The sequence below is a fragment of the Hymenobacter pini genome (assembly GCF_020421205.1).
Taxonomy (GTDB): domain Bacteria; phylum Bacteroidota; class Bacteroidia; order Cytophagales; family Hymenobacteraceae; genus Hymenobacter; species Hymenobacter pini.
On record NZ_JAIZZH010000003.1, the window covers coordinates 304,865 to 320,822 of the forward strand.

17 protein-coding genes and 1 tRNA gene are annotated in these 15,958 nt (G+C 56.4%); 7 read left to right on the forward strand and 11 right to left on the reverse strand.

All coding sequences use genetic code 11. The features are described from left to right. Positions 1-357: 357 nt before the first annotated feature. The 5 genes from LF252_RS12600 (at position 358) to trxA (ending at position 3,212) form a co-directional block, all read left to right on the forward strand. Positions 358-606 (forward strand): hypothetical protein, encoded by a 249-nt coding sequence (locus tag LF252_RS12600; protein ID WP_226269949.1) that lies wholly within the window; start codon positions 358-360, stop codon positions 604-606. A gap of 54 nt (positions 607-660) precedes the next feature. Continuing rightward, the gene (locus tag LF252_RS12605; protein ID WP_226269950.1) at positions 661-1,182 is read left to right on the forward strand and encodes a GbsR/MarR family transcriptional regulator; all 522 of its coding nucleotides are present in this window, start codon (positions 661-663) and stop codon (positions 1,180-1,182) included. 107 nt (positions 1,183-1,289) lie between these two features. Next, positions 1,290-2,219, forward strand: coding sequence for a TIGR01777 family oxidoreductase (locus LF252_RS12610; RefSeq protein ID WP_226269951.1), 930 nt, complete (start codon positions 1,290-1,292; stop codon positions 2,217-2,219). 95 nt (positions 2,220-2,314) lie between these two features. After that, positions 2,315-2,683: a hypothetical protein gene (locus tag LF252_RS12615; protein WP_226269952.1), complete on the forward strand. Its 369-nt coding sequence runs from the start codon at positions 2,315-2,317 to the stop codon at positions 2,681-2,683. Between the two features lie 199 nt (positions 2,684-2,882). After that, a complete protein-coding gene (gene trxA, locus LF252_RS12620; protein ID WP_044003005.1) occupies positions 2,883-3,212 on the forward strand; it encodes a thioredoxin in 330 nt (109 codons plus the stop codon). An 82-nt stretch (positions 3,213-3,294) separates the two neighbouring features. On the opposite strand, the gene LF252_RS12625 is transcribed toward trxA, so the two are convergent. The 3 genes from LF252_RS12625 to LF252_RS12635 all read right to left on the reverse strand — a co-directional run bounded on the left by LF252_RS12625 (position 3,295) and on the right by LF252_RS12635 (position 5,366). Next, positions 3,295-3,600: a hypothetical protein gene (locus LF252_RS12625; protein ID WP_226269953.1), complete on the reverse strand. Its 306-nt coding sequence runs from the start codon at positions 3,598-3,600 to the stop codon at positions 3,295-3,297. An 82-nt stretch (positions 3,601-3,682) separates the two neighbouring features. Further along, entirely contained in the window at positions 3,683-4,618 is a 936-nt protein-coding gene (locus LF252_RS12630; RefSeq protein ID WP_226269954.1) for an energy transducer TonB, read from the reverse strand. Positions 4,619-4,880: 262 nt separating this feature from the next. Beyond that, entirely contained in the window at positions 4,881-5,366 is a 486-nt protein-coding gene (locus tag LF252_RS12635) for an AsnC family transcriptional regulator (protein ID WP_226269955.1), read from the reverse strand. 157 nt (positions 5,367-5,523) lie between these two features. Between LF252_RS12635 and LF252_RS12640 the strand changes: the two genes are divergently transcribed. Next, positions 5,524-5,638, forward strand: a tRNA-Glu gene (locus LF252_RS12640). 337 nt (positions 5,639-5,975) lie between these two features. Here the strand turns inward: LF252_RS12640 and LF252_RS12645 are convergent. Further along, positions 5,976-8,186 carry a protein-disulfide reductase DsbD family protein gene (locus LF252_RS12645; RefSeq protein WP_226269956.1) on the reverse strand — a complete coding sequence of 737 codons (2,211 nt, stop codon included), beginning with the start codon at positions 8,184-8,186 and terminating at the stop codon, positions 5,976-5,978. Positions 8,187-8,412: 226 nt separating this feature from the next. Between LF252_RS12645 and LF252_RS12650 the strand changes: the two genes are divergently transcribed. Beyond that, the gene (locus LF252_RS12650) at positions 8,413-9,744 is read left to right on the forward strand and encodes a hemolysin family protein (RefSeq protein WP_226269957.1); all 1,332 of its coding nucleotides are present in this window, start codon (positions 8,413-8,415) and stop codon (positions 9,742-9,744) included. A gap of 69 nt (positions 9,745-9,813) precedes the next feature. On the opposite strand, the gene LF252_RS12655 is transcribed toward LF252_RS12650, so the two are convergent. From LF252_RS12655 to accD, 7 genes are all read right to left on the reverse strand, one after another. Next, positions 9,814-10,344: a hypothetical protein gene (locus tag LF252_RS12655; protein WP_226269958.1), complete on the reverse strand. Its 531-nt coding sequence runs from the start codon at positions 10,342-10,344 to the stop codon at positions 9,814-9,816. Between the two features lie 101 nt (positions 10,345-10,445). Next, a complete protein-coding gene (locus tag LF252_RS12660) occupies positions 10,446-10,964 on the reverse strand; it encodes a gamma carbonic anhydrase family protein (protein WP_226269959.1) in 519 nt (172 codons plus the stop codon). Between the two features lie 27 nt (positions 10,965-10,991). Further along, the gene (locus LF252_RS12665) at positions 10,992-11,975 is read right to left on the reverse strand and encodes a radical SAM protein (protein ID WP_226269960.1); all 984 of its coding nucleotides are present in this window, start codon (positions 11,973-11,975) and stop codon (positions 10,992-10,994) included. A 91-nt stretch (positions 11,976-12,066) separates the two neighbouring features. Continuing rightward, positions 12,067-12,828, reverse strand: coding sequence for an endonuclease III domain-containing protein (locus tag LF252_RS12670; RefSeq protein WP_226269961.1), 762 nt, complete (start codon positions 12,826-12,828; stop codon positions 12,067-12,069). Positions 12,829-12,915: 87 nt separating this feature from the next. Next, entirely contained in the window at positions 12,916-13,620 is a 705-nt protein-coding gene (locus tag LF252_RS12675) for an OmpA family protein (protein WP_226269962.1), read from the reverse strand. A gap of 361 nt (positions 13,621-13,981) precedes the next feature. Further along, complete coding sequence (locus LF252_RS12680) at positions 13,982-14,719, reverse strand: OmpA family protein (protein WP_226269963.1); 738 nt, start codon at positions 14,717-14,719, stop codon at positions 13,982-13,984. 239 nt (positions 14,720-14,958) lie between these two features. Further along, on the reverse strand, positions 14,959-15,843 hold the full coding sequence (gene accD / locus LF252_RS12685; RefSeq protein ID WP_226269964.1) for an acetyl-CoA carboxylase, carboxyltransferase subunit beta: 885 nt from the start codon (positions 15,841-15,843) through the stop codon (positions 14,959-14,961). Positions 15,844-15,958 lie beyond the last annotated feature (115 nt).

Consider the following 15,958-nt stretch of genomic DNA (forward strand, 5'->3'; position numbering starts at 1 on the left):
GCACGCTCATAATGCAACCAGTGTGGCTGCTTACCGACTCCGGTAAGCAGCCACACTGGCTTTTATGGCTTTATATATATGGTGATAATCGCCCACCGAACACTACTACTTGGCTTAGTTGTCTGTCTACAAACGGCTTGCACTGCTACGCAACCTTTGCCCTTGCCAGCTTCTACTGTTCTGCAGGCGTCTTGTTCTCAGGATACCACTGCTCCGCGACAGTCTGCAGTTTCTGCCGCGGCGACTGTTTCTGCGCTTCATTCCTCTTGCGTAACACCTCCTGCATCTGGCTCCTCGCGAACTGTGAAGCGACGAAGTAATCTGCTGCGTACTATTCCTGCTCCATTAGTTGCATATGTGTCACCTAAACACGCTGTCCAGCAGCATACGCAGGTACGCCACTTGGGAACCCGCAACTCAACTGGCGTTGGCAGCACCGTGCTGGGCGTTTTGTTGGTGCTGGCCTACCTGGCAGGCGCGGCGGTGCTCACGGTGCTGTGCCTGATCCTGTGGCCCGTGGTGCCGGCTTTGAGTGTTCTGGCGGGCCTTGGAGTAGTAGCAGCAGGGGTTGGTGTCGTCCGAACAATTGTGGAACTACTGCACTGAAAATATTCTTTCAATTTTTATTGAAAGTTTCAAATACTCTACTACATTTACACCATGCAACTCGACGAAGCCAAAAGCAAGTTCATTGAAGGCTGGGGCACCCTGGGCTCGGCCTGGGGCGTAAGCCGGACGATGGCGCAGGTGCACGCGTTGCTACTGGTGTCGCCGGGGGCGCTGAGCACCGAGGACATTATGGAACAGTTACAGATTTCCCGAGGCAACGCCAACATGAACGTGCGCGCCCTCATGGACTGGGGCCTCGTGCGCAAGGAGTTGCGGCCGGGTGAGCGGCGGGAGTTTTTCTCAGCCGAGAAAGACATTCACCGCGTAGCCACCCTCATTCTGCAGGAGCGCCATAAGCGGGAATTGGCTCCTATTATGCGCGTGCTGGGCGAAATCAGCCAGGTAGAGCCTTCGCCTGCCGCTACCCCAGAGGAAACTCAGGCATTCACGCAGATGATAGGCAGTATTCAAAGTTTCGCCGATTTCGCTGATAAAGCGGCTAACACCCTCATTAAGGCCGATGAGAACTGGTTTGTCAGCACCTTTATGAAGCTTATGCGCAGCCGGTTTTGAGGCTGGCTTATTTTTTTGATTTAATCTTTCATTATTTTCTGAAAGTTTAAAATTATTAATCAAAACATTCATTTATTCTTTCTGCCCACATTTTACTCTTCCACCTCATGCATCAGCCTCTGATGATTCTGGCCGGCGGCAATGGCTTTCTGGGTCGGCACTTGGCGCGCTATTTCCGGCAAGTAGGATACGAGGTTATCACGCTGACACGGCGTGCCCGGCGTTTTGGAGAAGTGGCCTGGAACGGGCGCACCCTCGGGCCCTGGGCCAGCAAGCTGGAAGGCGCAGCAGTACTCATCAACCTCGCTGGCAAAACAGTAGACTGCCGCTACCATGCTGCCAATAAGTACGCCATAGTGCGCAGCCGCACCGAAAGCACGCGGGTACTGGGTGAAGCCGTGGCGCAGTGTCGGAATCCGCCCGCCGTATGGCTGAACTCTTCCACGGCCACCATTTACGAGCATACCACCGGCAACGCTCCTGCCAATACGGAAGCCGCTGGCCGAATTGGCCGCACCTTCTCCGAAATGGTGGCTCAGAAATGGGAGGCGGAATTCTGGTTGACGCCCACTCCCCGGACGCGGCGCGTGGTCCTGCGCACCGCCATTGTGCTAGGGAATGATGGCGGGGCTCTTCCCACCATAGCCCGGCTCGCTCGATTAGGCCTCAGCACACCCCAGAGCGACGGGCAGCAGTGGATGAGCTGGCTGCACATTGCAGATTTCTGCCGGGCGGTAGAATTTGTAGTGGCACGCCCAGCTCTGGAAGGCGCGTTCAACCTGTGCGCCCCTGAGCCTCTTCAAAACCAGGATTTTATGCACCTCCTGGATCAGCACTATCAGCCAAAATGGCACTTACCACAACCACGGTGGCTACTGGAACTTGGGGCGCTTGTGCTAGGCACCGAAACCGAGCTAATTCTTAAGAGCCGCAAGGTGGCTCCCCATCGGCTGCTGGAAGCCGGCTTCCAATTCCGCTTCCCGGCTTGTTCAGAAGCCCTGGCTGATTTACTGCCGCAGCTTGACATTGGCAGCTAGCCGGTTCCGGCATAAGTCAGCTACTCATCTGTCGCCTTTTGCCATTTACCTCATTACCATTCACTTCTTCACTTTTCACCTTCATCCCCAACGTCATGAATTACTACCTCCTCGTGTACGGCGTGTACTTGCCCGTTACTGTGCTGCTGACCGTATGGGTTGCCCGCACACTCTTCAAAAATGGCCGCCTGTTTCTGGTTGATATTTTTCATGGCAATGAGCAGTTGGCTGACTCTGTGAACAAGCTGCTGCTGACCGGCTTTTACCTCATCAACATCGGCTACGCCACGCTCACGCTCCGCACAACGGAACCCGTAACCAGCTACCAGGCCAGCGTGGAAACGCTCAGCATCAAGATTGGCACTATCATTCTGATTCTTGGAGGCATGCACTTCTTTAATCTTTACGTGTTCTATAAGCTACGTCACCGGGCACAGGAGTATGCCCGGGCCTATCATTCGTAATGGATAGCTCGTGTGGTACCCCGGTAGCAGCGGCCCGCGCCCAGCCACTGCCACCGGGGCATTACGGTTATTGGCCGGGCTTACTGCCACTCTGGCCGAAGTGAACTTTCCGGCGCGCTGCTTGTTGAAACGCAATCTGCTACCTTGCGGCCCGGTTGACCGTAAACAGCACATCTAATCCATCAAACCCCCTTCTGTTATGGGACATAAAGCCATCGAAATTACCGATGCTAACTTCGACCAAATCATCAACTCCGATAAGCCGGTGCTTGTGGACTTCTGGGCCGAGTGGTGTGGCCCTTGCCGCATGGTAGGCCCGGTAGTAGAAGAACTAGCTGGCGAATATGAAGGCAAAGCCGTAATTGGCAAAGTTGACGTAGACTCCAACCCCCAAACCTCCGCCAAATTTGGTATCCGCAGCATTCCTACGCTGCTGGTATTCAAAAACGGTCAGGTAGTTGATAAGCAAGTAGGCGCCGTACCGAAGCACGTACTGGCCCAGAAACTGGATGCCCAGGTAACTGCCTAAGCTAAAACCAGGCTATAATCAAAAGCCCTGCTCCTTAAAAGAGCGGGGCTTTTGTGTGCTTGGGGGATTGGCTGGATACCTGTTACTGTACCCGGCGCATTTGGCCGTCATGCTTCTGCCGATACAGAGAACGGTCGGCTTGGCGCTCCTCGCGGCGTACAACCTGGCGCTCAGCGGGCGTTACTACGCCATCGGCCCGGGCAGCTTGCCTGGCTTGCGCTGCCTCAGCTTGTTTTGCTTCTACCCGCGCAGCTTCGGCCCGGGTCAGCTGCCCAGAGCGTACGCCCTGCCGGATGCGGGCCTGGTCGTGGCGGCGGGGTACCACCTGCGCGGAGGCTGAGAGACTGAAGCTAAGCGCAGCAACAACGAAAAATGAGAAGCGTTTCATGGCAAAAACAGTTAAGGGGAGGAAGTTTCTGCCAGTGAGAGTAAAGCAAGTTGCCGAGGTTTAATCTGGGCGGCGAAATCCGTCACTCCTCCGGGTCGGGAGCAGCGGCGCGGGCTTCCGAAGGTGGTACTTGCGGGGGCTTCACTCCCGAAACCAATGAGAAGTTGGGAGCAAAATGAATGGGAATGGTAAACGTCATGGCTGTGGGCAGATTATACTCCCGGCCCGGCTCAAAGGCCGGCAGGCTGGCTACCACCCGGCGTGCTTCCAGGTCGGCATCGGGCGCTAAGCCCTGCACCACCCGCACCTGGCTCACCCGGCCGTCCTCACCCACAGTGTAGCTCACGTACACATTACCCGTAATGCCTTTCCGGCGGATAGTACGCGGGTAAGTGGTATTGCGGACAATATAATTGAGCATAGCGGCTTCGCCGCCGGGAAACCGCGGCAACTCGCGGGTACGCACCCGGCCCATATATGGAGAGCCATCTTTATTGAAGAAAGCCAGCGCCAGAGGCTTACCTAGGCGGTCGGGCATTTCAATGGCACTCAACTCACCCGTGTCATAGTAGTAGCGCCACTCCCCTACCGGCCGCCCGGCGTTGTAGCGGCCCTCAGAGCGTTTCTGGCCGTTGCGGTGCACGGTAATCCAGCGCCCTACCCGTTGCCCGTCCACGTAGTCGCCGCGCTGACTTACCTGGCCGTCCTCGTACCAACCCAGGTACAGGCCATCGGCTTCATCATCGTGGTAATGCACTTGCGCGGCTTTGCTGCCATCCGGGTGAAACCAAGTGAGTAGCCCATTGCGCACGGGCGGATCAATAGCTGAAAGGGTGCCTTTTAAGAGCATTGTGCCCGATAAGGAATATTCCCGCATGGCGTACGTTCCCAGCAGCTCGTTGCGCCGGTCTACAACGCGGTAATGCGTAGCGCTGTCGGGCACGGTGGCCTCGTCTCGGTCGTTCAGATACACGGCCGGCATGCTCTGTCCCCGGCCCACCTGAGCCAGTACAAGCATCGGTAGTAGAAAAGCAGGGATGCGCATATGCAAGGCTGGCTCCTAAAGAGGTTGTCAGGATGTACCTACGAAATATAACCCGCAGCAGATCAAGCCCCAACAGCCAATCTAACTTCAGCAGAAAAATACAATCTCAGCTACTTGCGGCCCAATTTTGCCATCGTACCAGGCATTACACAGCAGCCGGGCAGAAACGCAGCAGCCGCTACCCCAACTACTGGAGCAGCGGCGCCGATACAGGAGCAGCAGTAGCAACGAGCTACTAGCTGGCCTTTTCTTCTACCTCCTGCAGCTGAATGGGCCGGTTAAAGGCCTCTTCTAAGGAAATCAGCGTCTCGGTGCGCTCAATGCCTTCAATCAACTGAATCTGCTCGTGCAGTACTTCGCGCAAGTGGTTAGTATCCCGGCAAATCAGGCGCGCGAAGATGCCATAAGCACCGGTGGTAAAGTCGATGCTGACCACTTCCGGAATCTGGCGCAGCGCCGCTACCACACTCTCGTACACCGAGCTTTTCTGCAGGTAGATGCCCAGAAATGCCCGTACACCGTAGCCGAGTTTCTGGTAATCTATTTTGAGGGTTGCGCCTTGCACAATCCCCAATTCCTCCAAGCGAGCCATGCGCACGTGTACCGTACCACCCGAAACATGCACTTTACGCGCAATTTCCGTGTAGGGCATTTTGGCATCTTCAATCAACAGGGCCAGAATCTTCCGGTCGGTGTCGTCAAGTTCGTAATTACGGGCCATTTTTCAGGGTGTTGATTATCTATATTTCAATGAAAAACCTCGATTTTTAAAAACTATGTAAATTTTTATACAAATGTCTGAAATTATTTTATTACTTCAATCAACCTAGTACATTTGTCATAATCCAACGCAAGCGGCGTAGGATTGTTTTTCAGAATGTAGAATGGTGAAACTGGCAGACACGCCCTCCTCTCTCGGGGGTGGAGATTCGGGAAAAACTGGTCCGGCGGCCGGCTAACCACTCTGTGGAGGTTCGAATCCTTCTTCTACAGCAAGAAAAAAGGGTGGACTTTGTGAGGAGGAAAAACGGGACGTATCTGGGTGGGTACGTTCTGAATCGAGAGGCGGCATCTGGGTGGGTGCCGCCTTTTCTTTTTGTATGCATCCGCAACATCGCACCGCCTTCCGCTGAGTTATCCGCTGTTCGCCCGATTTCCTTTTCGGCCGCAAAGGTCAGGTTTTCTTGGAAGAATTGCACGATATATAGGCAAAAAAGCTGCTAGCAGGTTGCATTACAGGCCCGTAAAACCAATAAATTAATAATGGCCAACGCCCCTCCCGGTTAACATACCAGGAGGGGCGTTGGCTATTGTTATTGCGGCCTAATACTTAGCGAACTGCTACCTGCTGACGGTAACGGGCCAAGCCAGCATCCAAAAACTTCACAAAGTTTCCGGCATTGGGCTCATAGGCAACCGGGGCCGTTAGCACGTGCGCCAAGTCGGCCGGGGCGTTGGGGTCGAGCAGCACGTAGTAGGGCTGAGCATTTACATTGAAGCCGGTGAGCTGCAAATCGGCGTTTTTCTTGCCGAGCGTGGATTTTTCCTTGTGGTCGTGGGAAGAGGTGTACCACTCGTTGCGGGGCAGTTCCTGCTTATCGTCCACGTACAGGGCCACCACTACGAAGTCCTCGCGCAGGCGCTTGAGCACTTGCGGGTCGCTCCACACAGACGCCTCCATTTTGCGGCAGTTTACACAAGCATGGCCGGTGAAATCGATAAACAGTGGCTTGCCGGCCGCTTTGGCGCAACGCTTGGCCTGCTCCAAGTCAAAATAGCCCGGCAGGCCGTGAGGCAGCTCCAGAAAGTCGGCGTAGCGCGGGGCTTCACACTGGCTATTATTGGGCAGGGCTGCCGGTATAGCGGGAGCAGCATTGCTAGCCAGGGAGAAATCCTGGCGGCTTTGGGGCGGCAGGTAACCGGCCAGCAAAGGCAGCGGCGCGCCAAAGAGGCCAGGAATCAGGTACGTCATGAAGCTGAAGGCCAGCACGGCCATCAGCAGCCGCCCTACGCTCAGGTGCGTCAGGTCCGAATCGTGGGAAAGCTTAAACCTGCCCAGCAGGTACACGCCCAGCAAGCCCGACAACGCAATCCAGAGCACCAGATACAGGTCGCGGGGAAGCAAGTTCCAGTGGTAAGCCAGGTCGGCCATGCTTAGGAATTTCAGAGCCAGCATGAGTTCAACAAAGCCCAATACCACCTTCACCGTATTCAGCCACCCACCGGAGCTAGGCAGGCTTTTCAGCCACGTGGGGAACAGCGCAAACAGCATGAATGGCAGCGCGAAGGCCAGTGAAAAGCCCAGCATTCCGATAACCGGCTGGATGCGCTGGCCCTGAGCAGCCATAGTCAGAATAGAGGCTACGATGGGGCCGGTGCAGCTAAACGATACCACTACCAGCGTGAGGGCCATGAAGAAAACGCCGGCCCAGCCGCCTTTGTCGGCTTGCTCGTCAATCTTATTGACCATGCCGTGGGGTAGCGTAATCTCAAACAGCCCCAGAAACGACAGCCCAAACACCACAAACACCACGAAGAAAATCAGGTTGGGCAGCCAGTGAGTACTGATCAGGTTTAGGCCATCGGCCCCCAGCAGTACGGTAGTCAGCAGGCCCACCACCACATAGATGAAGATGATGGACAGCCCATAGAACAGGGCTTTTAGAATTCCTTGCTGACGGTTTTCGGACCCTTTGGTGAAGATGGAAACCGTCATGGGGATGAGCGGAAACACGCAAGGCGTAAGCAATGCCCCCAAGCCCGACAAGAAGGCCAGCAGGGCAAATCCCCACAGGCTGGTGCTTGGGGTGGCCGCCGTTACAGGGGCCGCTGCGGTTGTGGTAGCAGCAGCCACGGCCGCCGTTGACGCCACTACTGGCGTAGCAGAGTCGGTGGTAGCTGCCACTGCGGGAGCGGCGGGAGCTGGAGCTGCCGAGTCGGGAGTCACCGCAGGGGCAACGGCGGCGCTGGCCGTAGAAGTGGTAGTGGAGGCAGCAGGCATTACGGCGCCGGTGGTGCCTTTGGCGGGGGCTGGCGTGGCCGGAGCGGCCGCCGCACCGGTTACCTCAATGGGGCCGAAGCTCAGGCTTTCCTCCCCGGGGATGCAGCGGCCATCCACATCGGTGCAACTCTGAAACTCGGTTTCGGCTTTGATGGTGAGGCTGCCGGGCTGCAGCACCCGTATGCGCTGGGTAATGCGGCCGGTTTTCTCGAAGTACGTGACGTTGCCTTTAAATACCTCGTCATAGTGCTTGGTAGCGCCAATGGATTTGGGCTTGCCCACCAGCTCGTACGCCGGGCTTTTAGCAAACGTGAAGGCAAATACGGTAGGGCCCAGGTCGGGGTCGAAATCGGTGGCGTACAGGTGCCACTTGTCGTCGATGCGGGCGTTAACAATCAGGTCCAGCTCCTCGCCTACTTTGACGGTCGGCTTGCTGAGGGCCGTGGAGAGCTTGGTAGGCTGCAATACCTGGGCCGTTGCCGCCGTGGCAAGCAGCAACCCTAGAAGCAGCGAAAATAAAACAGAGAAATGCCGGGACATGTAACAGGGAAAAAACGACAACGAGTCGGGAATAAGGCAAAGGTCGGGAGAAACCGCAACAGCTAACGGGGGAAAGTAGTTTTTCCGGGGCCAAAGCTGCACCAAACACCGGCTACGGCGGCGCTTCCGACGGGTAGTACGCAGGTATTTTCCAACCGCTTGCGCCGAATGTCGTATTTTTGCCTTACAATGGAAGACCGACCGGTCGAGTCCGGCTTCCGCACCTATGGCTTTAAATATAGTATTGACCATTCTGCTGGTATTGCTGAATGGCTTTTTTGTAGCAGCAGAATTTGCCTTTGTGAAGGTGAGGCCTTCACAAATTGATATCAAAGCCCAGAGCGGCAACCGCCTGGCCAAGCTGGTGCAGAGCATGCTGCACGACTTGAACTACTACCTCTCGGCCACTCAGCTGGGTATTACGGTAGCCTCGCTGGCCCTGGGTTGGGTGGGCGAAAGTGTGGTAGCCGAAGTAGTGCTGGCCATTATTGACAAGCTGGGGCTAACTGTGAGCGAGGCCACGGTACACAAGATTGCCATTGGCACTTCGTTCACGCTCATTACCACCATGCACATTGTGCTGGGCGAACAGGCTCCGAAGGTACTGGCCATCCGGAAGCCGGAAAATGTGAGCATTGCCATTGCCATTCCGCTGCGGGCGTTTGCGTTTATCACCTTCCCCTTTATCTGGCTTTTGGATAAGCTCTCGAACCTAGTGCTAGGCCTGTTCGGGGTGGAGTCGGTGCACGAGCACGAGGTGCACACCTCCGAGGAGCTGCGCCTGCTGCTAGACCAGAGCAAGCAAAGCGGGGAGCTGCAGGAGTCGGAGCACGAGCTGCTGGAAAACGTGTTCGAGTTCAACGACCGGATGGTGAAGCAGATTATGGTGCCCCGCACCAAGCTCTCGGCCATCGACATCAACACGCCCCAGGAGGCTATTCTGGAAACCGTGTACAACGAGGGCTTTTCCCGGATGCCGGTTTTTGAGGGCAACATCGACAACATCGTGGGCGTGCTCTACGTGAAGGATTTGCTACCGATTATTCGTCGGCAGGAGCCCGTTGAATTGGCCAAAATCATGCGCCCGGCCTATTTTGTGCCCGAAACCAAGAAAATCAACCGTCTGCTGCGCCAGTTTCAGCGCAAGCACATGCACATAGCCGTGGTATCGGATGAGTTTGGCGGCGTATCGGGCATCGTGACGATGGAGGACATTGTGGAGGAGTTGGTCGGCGAAATCCAGGACGAGTACGACAACGAAGTACCGGTAGTGGAAAAAATATCGGAAGCGGAGTACCGCGTAAATACCGCTACGCCCATTTCCGATGCCAACGAGTACCTCCCCTACCCGCTGCCCGAAGGCGACGACTACGAAACCGTGGGGGGCCTGCTGAACGTGCTGTACGGCAACATCCCGGAAGTAGGCGACGTGGCCGCCCTTGACAACTACGAGTTCCGGGTGCTGCAACGCTCCCGTCGGGCCGTGGAACTGGTGCAGTTGCGCGTAACCAACGCCGAGGAGCGCACGGAAGAAACCGGTGAAACTTTGGCTTTGTAACCACAACTGCATAAAGAAAGCCCGACTACGATGTGTAGCCGGGCTTTTTTTGTGCAGCTGCTGAGCAGATTATTTTCCGCTTATCAACGCAATAATCAGCATAATGAGGCCCACTAGGAAAGTGACGCCACCAATGGTGGCTACAAAGTTGGTTCCGCCAATCAGCCCACCAATCAGCAGGATAACCAGGCCAATGCCAATCACAATACCGGCCGTACCGGCCTTCGACTGAGCCTGCCCGGCTTTAGCTATTTCGGGTTGGCGATGCAGCTGTTTGGTTACTTTAGCCAATGCCGCACGCTGGAGCAGACCTACTTTCCCAGGCAGTACCAAGCGCCGGGCCGGAGCCACTGCTTTGCGGCCTGGGGTTACAGCCGGCTTTTGTGCAGCCGCCGAAACCGGCGCAGCGGGTGTGGCGGCTGGTTGCTCGGCGGGCGTAGCAGATGGCGTGGCAGCCGGCGCGGGTTGTACCTGCACTTGGCTGGCTACCTCATGATAAGCCGGCGTATTTGGCCGAAAAGCATAGTGGCTGCTGCTGCACGAAGCCAGGGAAGTAGCGGCCAGCACAGTACCAGCCAGGTAAGCGTAAAATTTGAACATGAATAGGGAGTAAGGAAAGTGAATAGAAAAGGCCATTACCTTTTCATAATCCAAATTACTCGCCTCGTATTCAGTTACCAAAACCACGCTTCACTCAGCGCTTACTTTTTAGCAAACCAACTAGCATATAGCTGGTAATTGGCGGCCGTTTGGCGCATACCAGCACGCTGCTCCTCGCTTACAGGCTTGATTTTACGAGCCGGAACGCCCGCGTACAAATAGCCCGGCTCGCACTGTGTATCCTCCAGCACCACGGCCCCAGCCGCCACAATGCAGCCCGCACCCACCACGGCGCGGTCCATCACAATGGCGCCCATGCCAATGAGTACGTCATCTTCCACGGTACAGCCGTGCACAATGGCTTTGTGCCCGATGCTCACGCGGGAGCCGATGATAGTAGCCGCCTTCTGGTAAGTGCAGTGAATGACGGCTCCATCCTGAATGTTGGTTTCGTCGCCTACCCGGATGCTGTTCACATCCCCGCGCACCACGGCCTGAAACCACACGGTGCAGCCCCGGCCCAGCGTCACGTCGCCTACCACAGTGGCATTATCGGCCAGAAAGCAGTCGGGGCCAAACTGAGGGTGTTTATCCTGCACGGGGAGAATTAGGGCGGGCATGGGTGGGTCAGTATATGGTAAGAGAGTTTAGCGGGCCAGCATCCGTTTCCAGGTGCCTTTTTCCCAGTTATACTTGAGGGTGCTGGGTAGGGCCTGCCAGAAGTATTTGCTGGTTTCCACGGCGAAGCTGGGCTGCATGTAGCAGTTGATGGTGCAGCCTTCGCACTGGGGCAGGCGGCCTTCCAATGCGGCCAGCCGCTGCACCTCGCCGGAATGGTAGAGTTCGTGCAGGCGGCCTTCAATCGGGAATTTCTGCTCACCCAGGTGGTAGCAGGGCAGCACCAACTCATTGCTGGGCGAAATAACCAAGGTAGTGCTGGCGGCCCGGCACACGGGTGCGGCTACGTGGTTACCCCCGTCACGGCGGAGCTGGATAAAGGCCTCGTTGAGGTACACGCCCGGCCGCTTGCCAAACGCCGACAGGTAATCCAATTCCTCCGCCGTCAGCTGCTCCCCGGTTTCTACGGAGTTGTACTCGAAGGCCGGGTTCAGAATCAGCACCAGCTTGTTGGGCTGCGTGATTTCCCGGTACACTTTTTCCAAGTCCGCCAAGTTTTCGCGGAACACGGTAAACAGAATATCCGGCCGCTCACCCAACTCCCGGGCCACCCGGATGCTTTCCAGCACAAAATCAAAACAGGCTACGCCCCGGCCCCGGTCGTGCACTTCCTTCTCGGAGGCATCCAGGGAGAAGTGCAGCATATCCACCTTACCCCGCAACCGCTCGGCGTATTTGGGGTAGAGCAGGCAGTTGGTGGTGAGGGTGGTGATGAAGCCCATGTCGTGGGCCAGCGCCAGAAACTCGTGAATCTGGCGGTGCAGCAGCGGCTCACCACCCGTGAAGTCCACCACCGATACGCCCAGCCGCTTCAGGTCACGCAGGTTCTGCTCCACGTCGGCCAGGGTGATATAGGGCGAGGGTTTCTCCCAGATGTTGCAGAAGGAGCACTTGGCGTTGCACCGGTAGGTGACGTAATAATTACACAGAACCGGGTGACGAACAAGACGCATGTTTTTAGCTGTTAGCTGATGGCTATTAGCTGTTAGCAGCAATGCCGCTCCAAAGCTAACAGCTAATAGCCATCAGCTAACAGCCGAAGAATTAATGCGGCAGTTTGCCCCAGGCTTCATCCCAATGCGCGGGCGTAGCGGCCAGGGCCTCAGGTGTAGCTGGGCCATAGTGTTCCAGGTAGTAATTACAGAAACCTTTGAGCGGGCACCGGGGGCAGTCGGGTTTCGCATACAAACAGATTTTCTGCCCGTGCCAGTAGTTGTGTTTGTGGAAGTTCAGCAGCGTAAGGGCATCCTTGGGCAAGTGCTCCAGCAGTACCTGGTGGGCTTTGTCAGCAGAGGCCTTGGGCCCGATCATACCTACGCGCTGGGCAATGCGGTGCACGTGCGTGTCCACGGGCAGCACGGGCTTATGAAAGTTGAAGAGCAGCACCAAAGAAGCCGTTTTCAGCCCGATACCCGGCATATCGTTCAGCCATTGCATGCCCTGCTCCGTCGTCCAGTCCGCCAGAAAATCCAGGCTGAACTCACCCCGCTCGGCCTTGATGCGGCGCAGAATCTCCTGGATACGCGGGGCCTGAGTATCAGGCCAGCGTGTGGTGCGGATGGCGTGGGCCAGCTCCGCAGTGGGCGCGGCCAGCACCCCGGCCCAGTCGCCGAAAGCTTCCAGCATCCGGTTGTAAGCCAACTCCTCATCGGCGTGGGTGGTACGGTGCGACAGCACGGTGGAAATCAGCTCCCGCATAGGTGAACGGCGGGGCTTGTCCAGGGTAAGCGGGGGATAAAACTGGTTCAGGATGGCGTGGTCTTCCTGAGTTTTGTCGGCGGGCGAAGAAGTGTAGGTGGCGGGCATAGGGCACAGGTACAAAAGCACTGAAAACAGTACGGCCCCGCCACCAAACTGGTGACGGGGCCGCCCAAAAAACTCTGGCAACTAGGCTTAGATGGTGCCTTTTTCAGCAGCCTTTTTCAGCTTTTCGTTAGCGAAAATGGCTACCTCTACGCGGCGGTTAGCCTGACGGCCAGCTTCGGTAGAGTTGTCGGCAATGGGCTGCTTGGAGCCGTAGCCGGTTACCGTGAAGCGCGAAGCATCTACGCCTTGCTGCTGGGTGTAGTTAGCCACGGCCTGGGCCCGGCGCTGCGACAGGGGGTCGTTGATGGCATCGGTACCGGTGTTGTCGGTGTGGCCTTCTACAATTACGTTGGTGTCGCCGTACTTGATGAGGGTTTTAGCCAACTCCTGGATGTTCTGCTGAGCAGCCGAAGTCAGGGCCGACGAGTTTTTGGCAAACAGCAGGCCCGAGTCGAAGGTGATTTTGATACCCTCGCCTACGCGCTCCACTTTAGCACCGGCCATTTCTCTTTTCAGTTCAGCAGCCTGCTTGTCCATGCGGCGGCCGATGAGTGCGCCACCAGCGCCACCCACGGCAGCACCAATAATGGCCCCTTTGGCCGTGCCCGACTTACCGCCAATTACGCGGCCCAGCACGGCACCACCGGCGGCACCACCCAGGCCACCAATAACGGCACCCTTAGCGGTTTTGCTCCACGGCTTCTTAGTGGTAGTGGTTTGAGCCTCAGCATAGTTGCTGCCCAGCAGCAGTACAGCCAGCATCAGGGCGAATAACGAACGAAGGTTCTTCATGAGGTTGGGGGAGGTTAGTGTGTTGGTGTGAAGTAAAGGGAAAAGCAGCAAAAAGGCTCGGTACGAAAGTAAGTAGGCTTGCTGCCCCTCGTATCTGAACTTTTGCAACCACCTTGCCAAAAACGGTTTTGCCAGCAGAAAATTATCAAAATACCGCATCAATTGTGTTTCAGGGCACTTTTCAATGCACTGATGGCACCTCGTATTGCTTTGTCATCAGGCAGTTGGCCACCATCTAATTACATAAAAAAATCAGCTGGCGCTTGGCATTGGGGAACTGGTTACGTGGGCCTATGCTGTGCGCTACACGCAAAAAAGCCACCTCCTAGGAGGTGGCCTTTACATTCAGATTGCTGAGAACTTACAGACGGCCGGCTTCAGCGGCTTTCTTCATTTTCTCGTTGGCATAGATGGCAATTTCTACGCGGCGGTTGGCCTGCTTGCCTTCCACGGTGGTGTTGTCGGCAATAGGCTGACTTGAACCGTAGCCTTTAGTGGTGATGCGGGCAGCATCAACGCCTTGAGCAGTGGTGTAGTTAGCCACGGCCTGGGCCCGGCGCTCCGACAGGGGTTGGTTGATGGCGTCCGAACCGGTGTTGTCGGTGTGGCCTTCTACCAGTACGTTGGTGTCGGGGTACTTCTTCAGGATTTCAGCCATTTTCTGGATTTCCGTCATCGAAGCAGCGCGCAGGTCGCTCTTGTTGGTATCGAAGAGGATGCCCGAGTCGAAGGTGATTTTAATACCCTCGCCTACACGTTCCACTTTGGCGTTCTGCATGTCACGCTGCAGTTCCTCGGCCTGCTTGTCCATTTTGCGGCCGATGAGGGCACCACCGGTACCGCCCACGGCAGCCCCGATAATAGCGCCGGCAGCCGTACCGTTTTTGCCGCCGATTACGCGGCCCAGCACGCCACCTACCACGGCACCGCCACCGGCCCCGATGATACCGCCCTTAGCGGTTTTGCTCATGCCGGTTTTGCGGGGGCCCGTGCCGTTGGTGTCAGCCTCCGGAATGTTGGGGTTACGGGTGGTGGCGCAGGAGCTTACGAAAAGCACGAAGGCCATCAACAACGTCAGAAGCGAATTGCGAGAAGTCATAAGAAGGAGAAAGAAACTTGGTGGAGAGAAAAGAGCGGTTTGATTGGTTTTGCAGGTTCTTACTGCGGTTGGGGTAAAAATGTTCGGTGAATATAGATTTACGCCTATACCACCGATTGGTAATGCGCAGACCCAGTGCTTGTCAAAATAAAAAGCCCGCTAAACACGCCGAATGCGCATTTAACGGGCTCTAGCCAAAAAGCTTGCCGAAAATTTCCGGCAGCAGTAGCTATGGTTGGTTAGCTAATGACAGCAGGCTGATTAGCAGCTACTTCAACCGGCTTCAGCATGGTCAGCAGCTCGGTAAGTTTATTTTTCAGCTCCTTCCGGTCCACAATGAAATCGAGGAAGCCGTGCTCCAGCACAAACTCGGCGCTCTGGAAGCCCTTCGGCAAATCTTTACCGATAGTTTCCTTGATAACGCGGGGGCCGGCAAAGCCAATGAGGGCACCCGGCTCGGCAATGTTAAAATCGCCGAGCATGGCGAAAGAGGCCGTTACGCCGCCCGTGGTGGGGTCGGTGAGCAGAGAAATATAGGGCAAACCCGCTTCGGAAAGCAGCGCCAGCCTGGCCGAGGTTTTGGCCATCTGCATCAGCGAGTAGCCGGCTTCCATCATGCGGGCCCCACCGGAGCGCGAAATCATGAGGAAGGGCAGGCGGTTCTGACGGGCGTAGTCAATGGCCCGGGCAATTTTCTCACCCACTACCGAGCCCATCGAGCCCCCTATGAATTTGAAATCCATGGCGGCTACCACCAAGCCCAGGCCGTTCATCTGGCCGTGGGCCGAGCGCACGGCATCTTTCAGGCCGGTGCTGCGCTCCGTGGCGGCCACGCGCTGGGGGTAGGCTTTGGTATCCACGAAGTGCAGGGGGTCGGCCGAGTGCATATCAGCGTCCAGCTCCTGGTACTGGTGGTTATCGAAGAGAAAGTCGAAATAGTCGGCAGCGTCAATCCGGTCGTGGTGGCCGCAGTTGCCGCAGGTGGACAGCAGGCGCTTGTGCTCGGCCATGGTGGCCACCGTTTTACACTCAGGGCATTTGTACCAGAGGCCATCGGGCGTCTCTTTTTTCTGCTCCGTGGGCGTTACGATGCCTTTTTCTTTGCGCTTAAACCAGGATGACATATTGAGAGGGGTGCTTGAGTCGATAGAGAGGAGTGCCTGAAGGCTGCAACTGACGCACAGCTTTCACTGCCGAGGTGCAAGTTACGGCAGAATCCAACAGTGCGAAAGGTAAAGA

Bases quoted from the DNA above. Each gene is read 5' to 3' on its own strand.
- LF252_RS12605 (WP_226269950.1), top strand. From the start codon at position 661: ATGCAACTCGACGAAGCCAAAAGCAAGTTCATTGAAGGCTGGGGCACC.
- LF252_RS12610 (WP_226269951.1), top strand. From the start codon at position 1,290: ATGCATCAGCCTCTGATGATTCTGGCCGGCGGCAATGGCTTTCTGGGT.
- LF252_RS12615 (WP_226269952.1), top strand. From the start codon at position 2,315: ATGAATTACTACCTCCTCGTGTACGGCGTGTACTTGCCCGTTACTGTG.
- trxA (WP_044003005.1), top strand. From the start codon at position 2,883: ATGGGACATAAAGCCATCGAAATTACCGATGCTAACTTCGACCAAATC.
- LF252_RS12625 (WP_226269953.1), bottom strand. From the start codon at position 3,600: ATGAAACGCTTCTCATTTTTCGTTGTTGCTGCGCTTAGCTTCAGTCTC.
- LF252_RS12630 (WP_226269954.1), bottom strand. From the start codon at position 4,618: ATGCTTGTACTGGCTCAGGTGGGCCGGGGACAGAGCATGCCGGCCGTG.
- LF252_RS12635 (WP_226269955.1), bottom strand. From the start codon at position 5,366: ATGGCCCGTAATTACGAACTTGACGACACCGACCGGAAGATTCTGGCC.
- LF252_RS12645 (WP_226269956.1), bottom strand. From the start codon at position 8,186: ATGTCCCGGCATTTCTCTGTTTTATTTTCGCTGCTTCTAGGGTTGCTG.
- LF252_RS12650 (WP_226269957.1), top strand. From the start codon at position 8,413: ATGGCTTTAAATATAGTATTGACCATTCTGCTGGTATTGCTGAATGGC.
- LF252_RS12655 (WP_226269958.1), bottom strand. From the start codon at position 10,344: ATGTTCAAATTTTACGCTTACCTGGCTGGTACTGTGCTGGCCGCTACT.
- LF252_RS12660 (WP_226269959.1), bottom strand. From the start codon at position 10,964: ATGCCCGCCCTAATTCTCCCCGTGCAGGATAAACACCCTCAGTTTGGC.
- LF252_RS12665 (WP_226269960.1), bottom strand. From the start codon at position 11,975: ATGCGTCTTGTTCGTCACCCGGTTCTGTGTAATTATTACGTCACCTAC.
- LF252_RS12670 (WP_226269961.1), bottom strand. From the start codon at position 12,828: ATGCCCGCCACCTACACTTCTTCGCCCGCCGACAAAACTCAGGAAGAC.
- LF252_RS12675 (WP_226269962.1), bottom strand. From the start codon at position 13,620: ATGAAGAACCTTCGTTCGTTATTCGCCCTGATGCTGGCTGTACTGCTG.
- LF252_RS12680 (WP_226269963.1), bottom strand. From the start codon at position 14,719: ATGACTTCTCGCAATTCGCTTCTGACGTTGTTGATGGCCTTCGTGCTT.
- accD (WP_226269964.1), bottom strand. From the start codon at position 15,843: ATGTCATCCTGGTTTAAGCGCAAAGAAAAAGGCATCGTAACGCCCACG.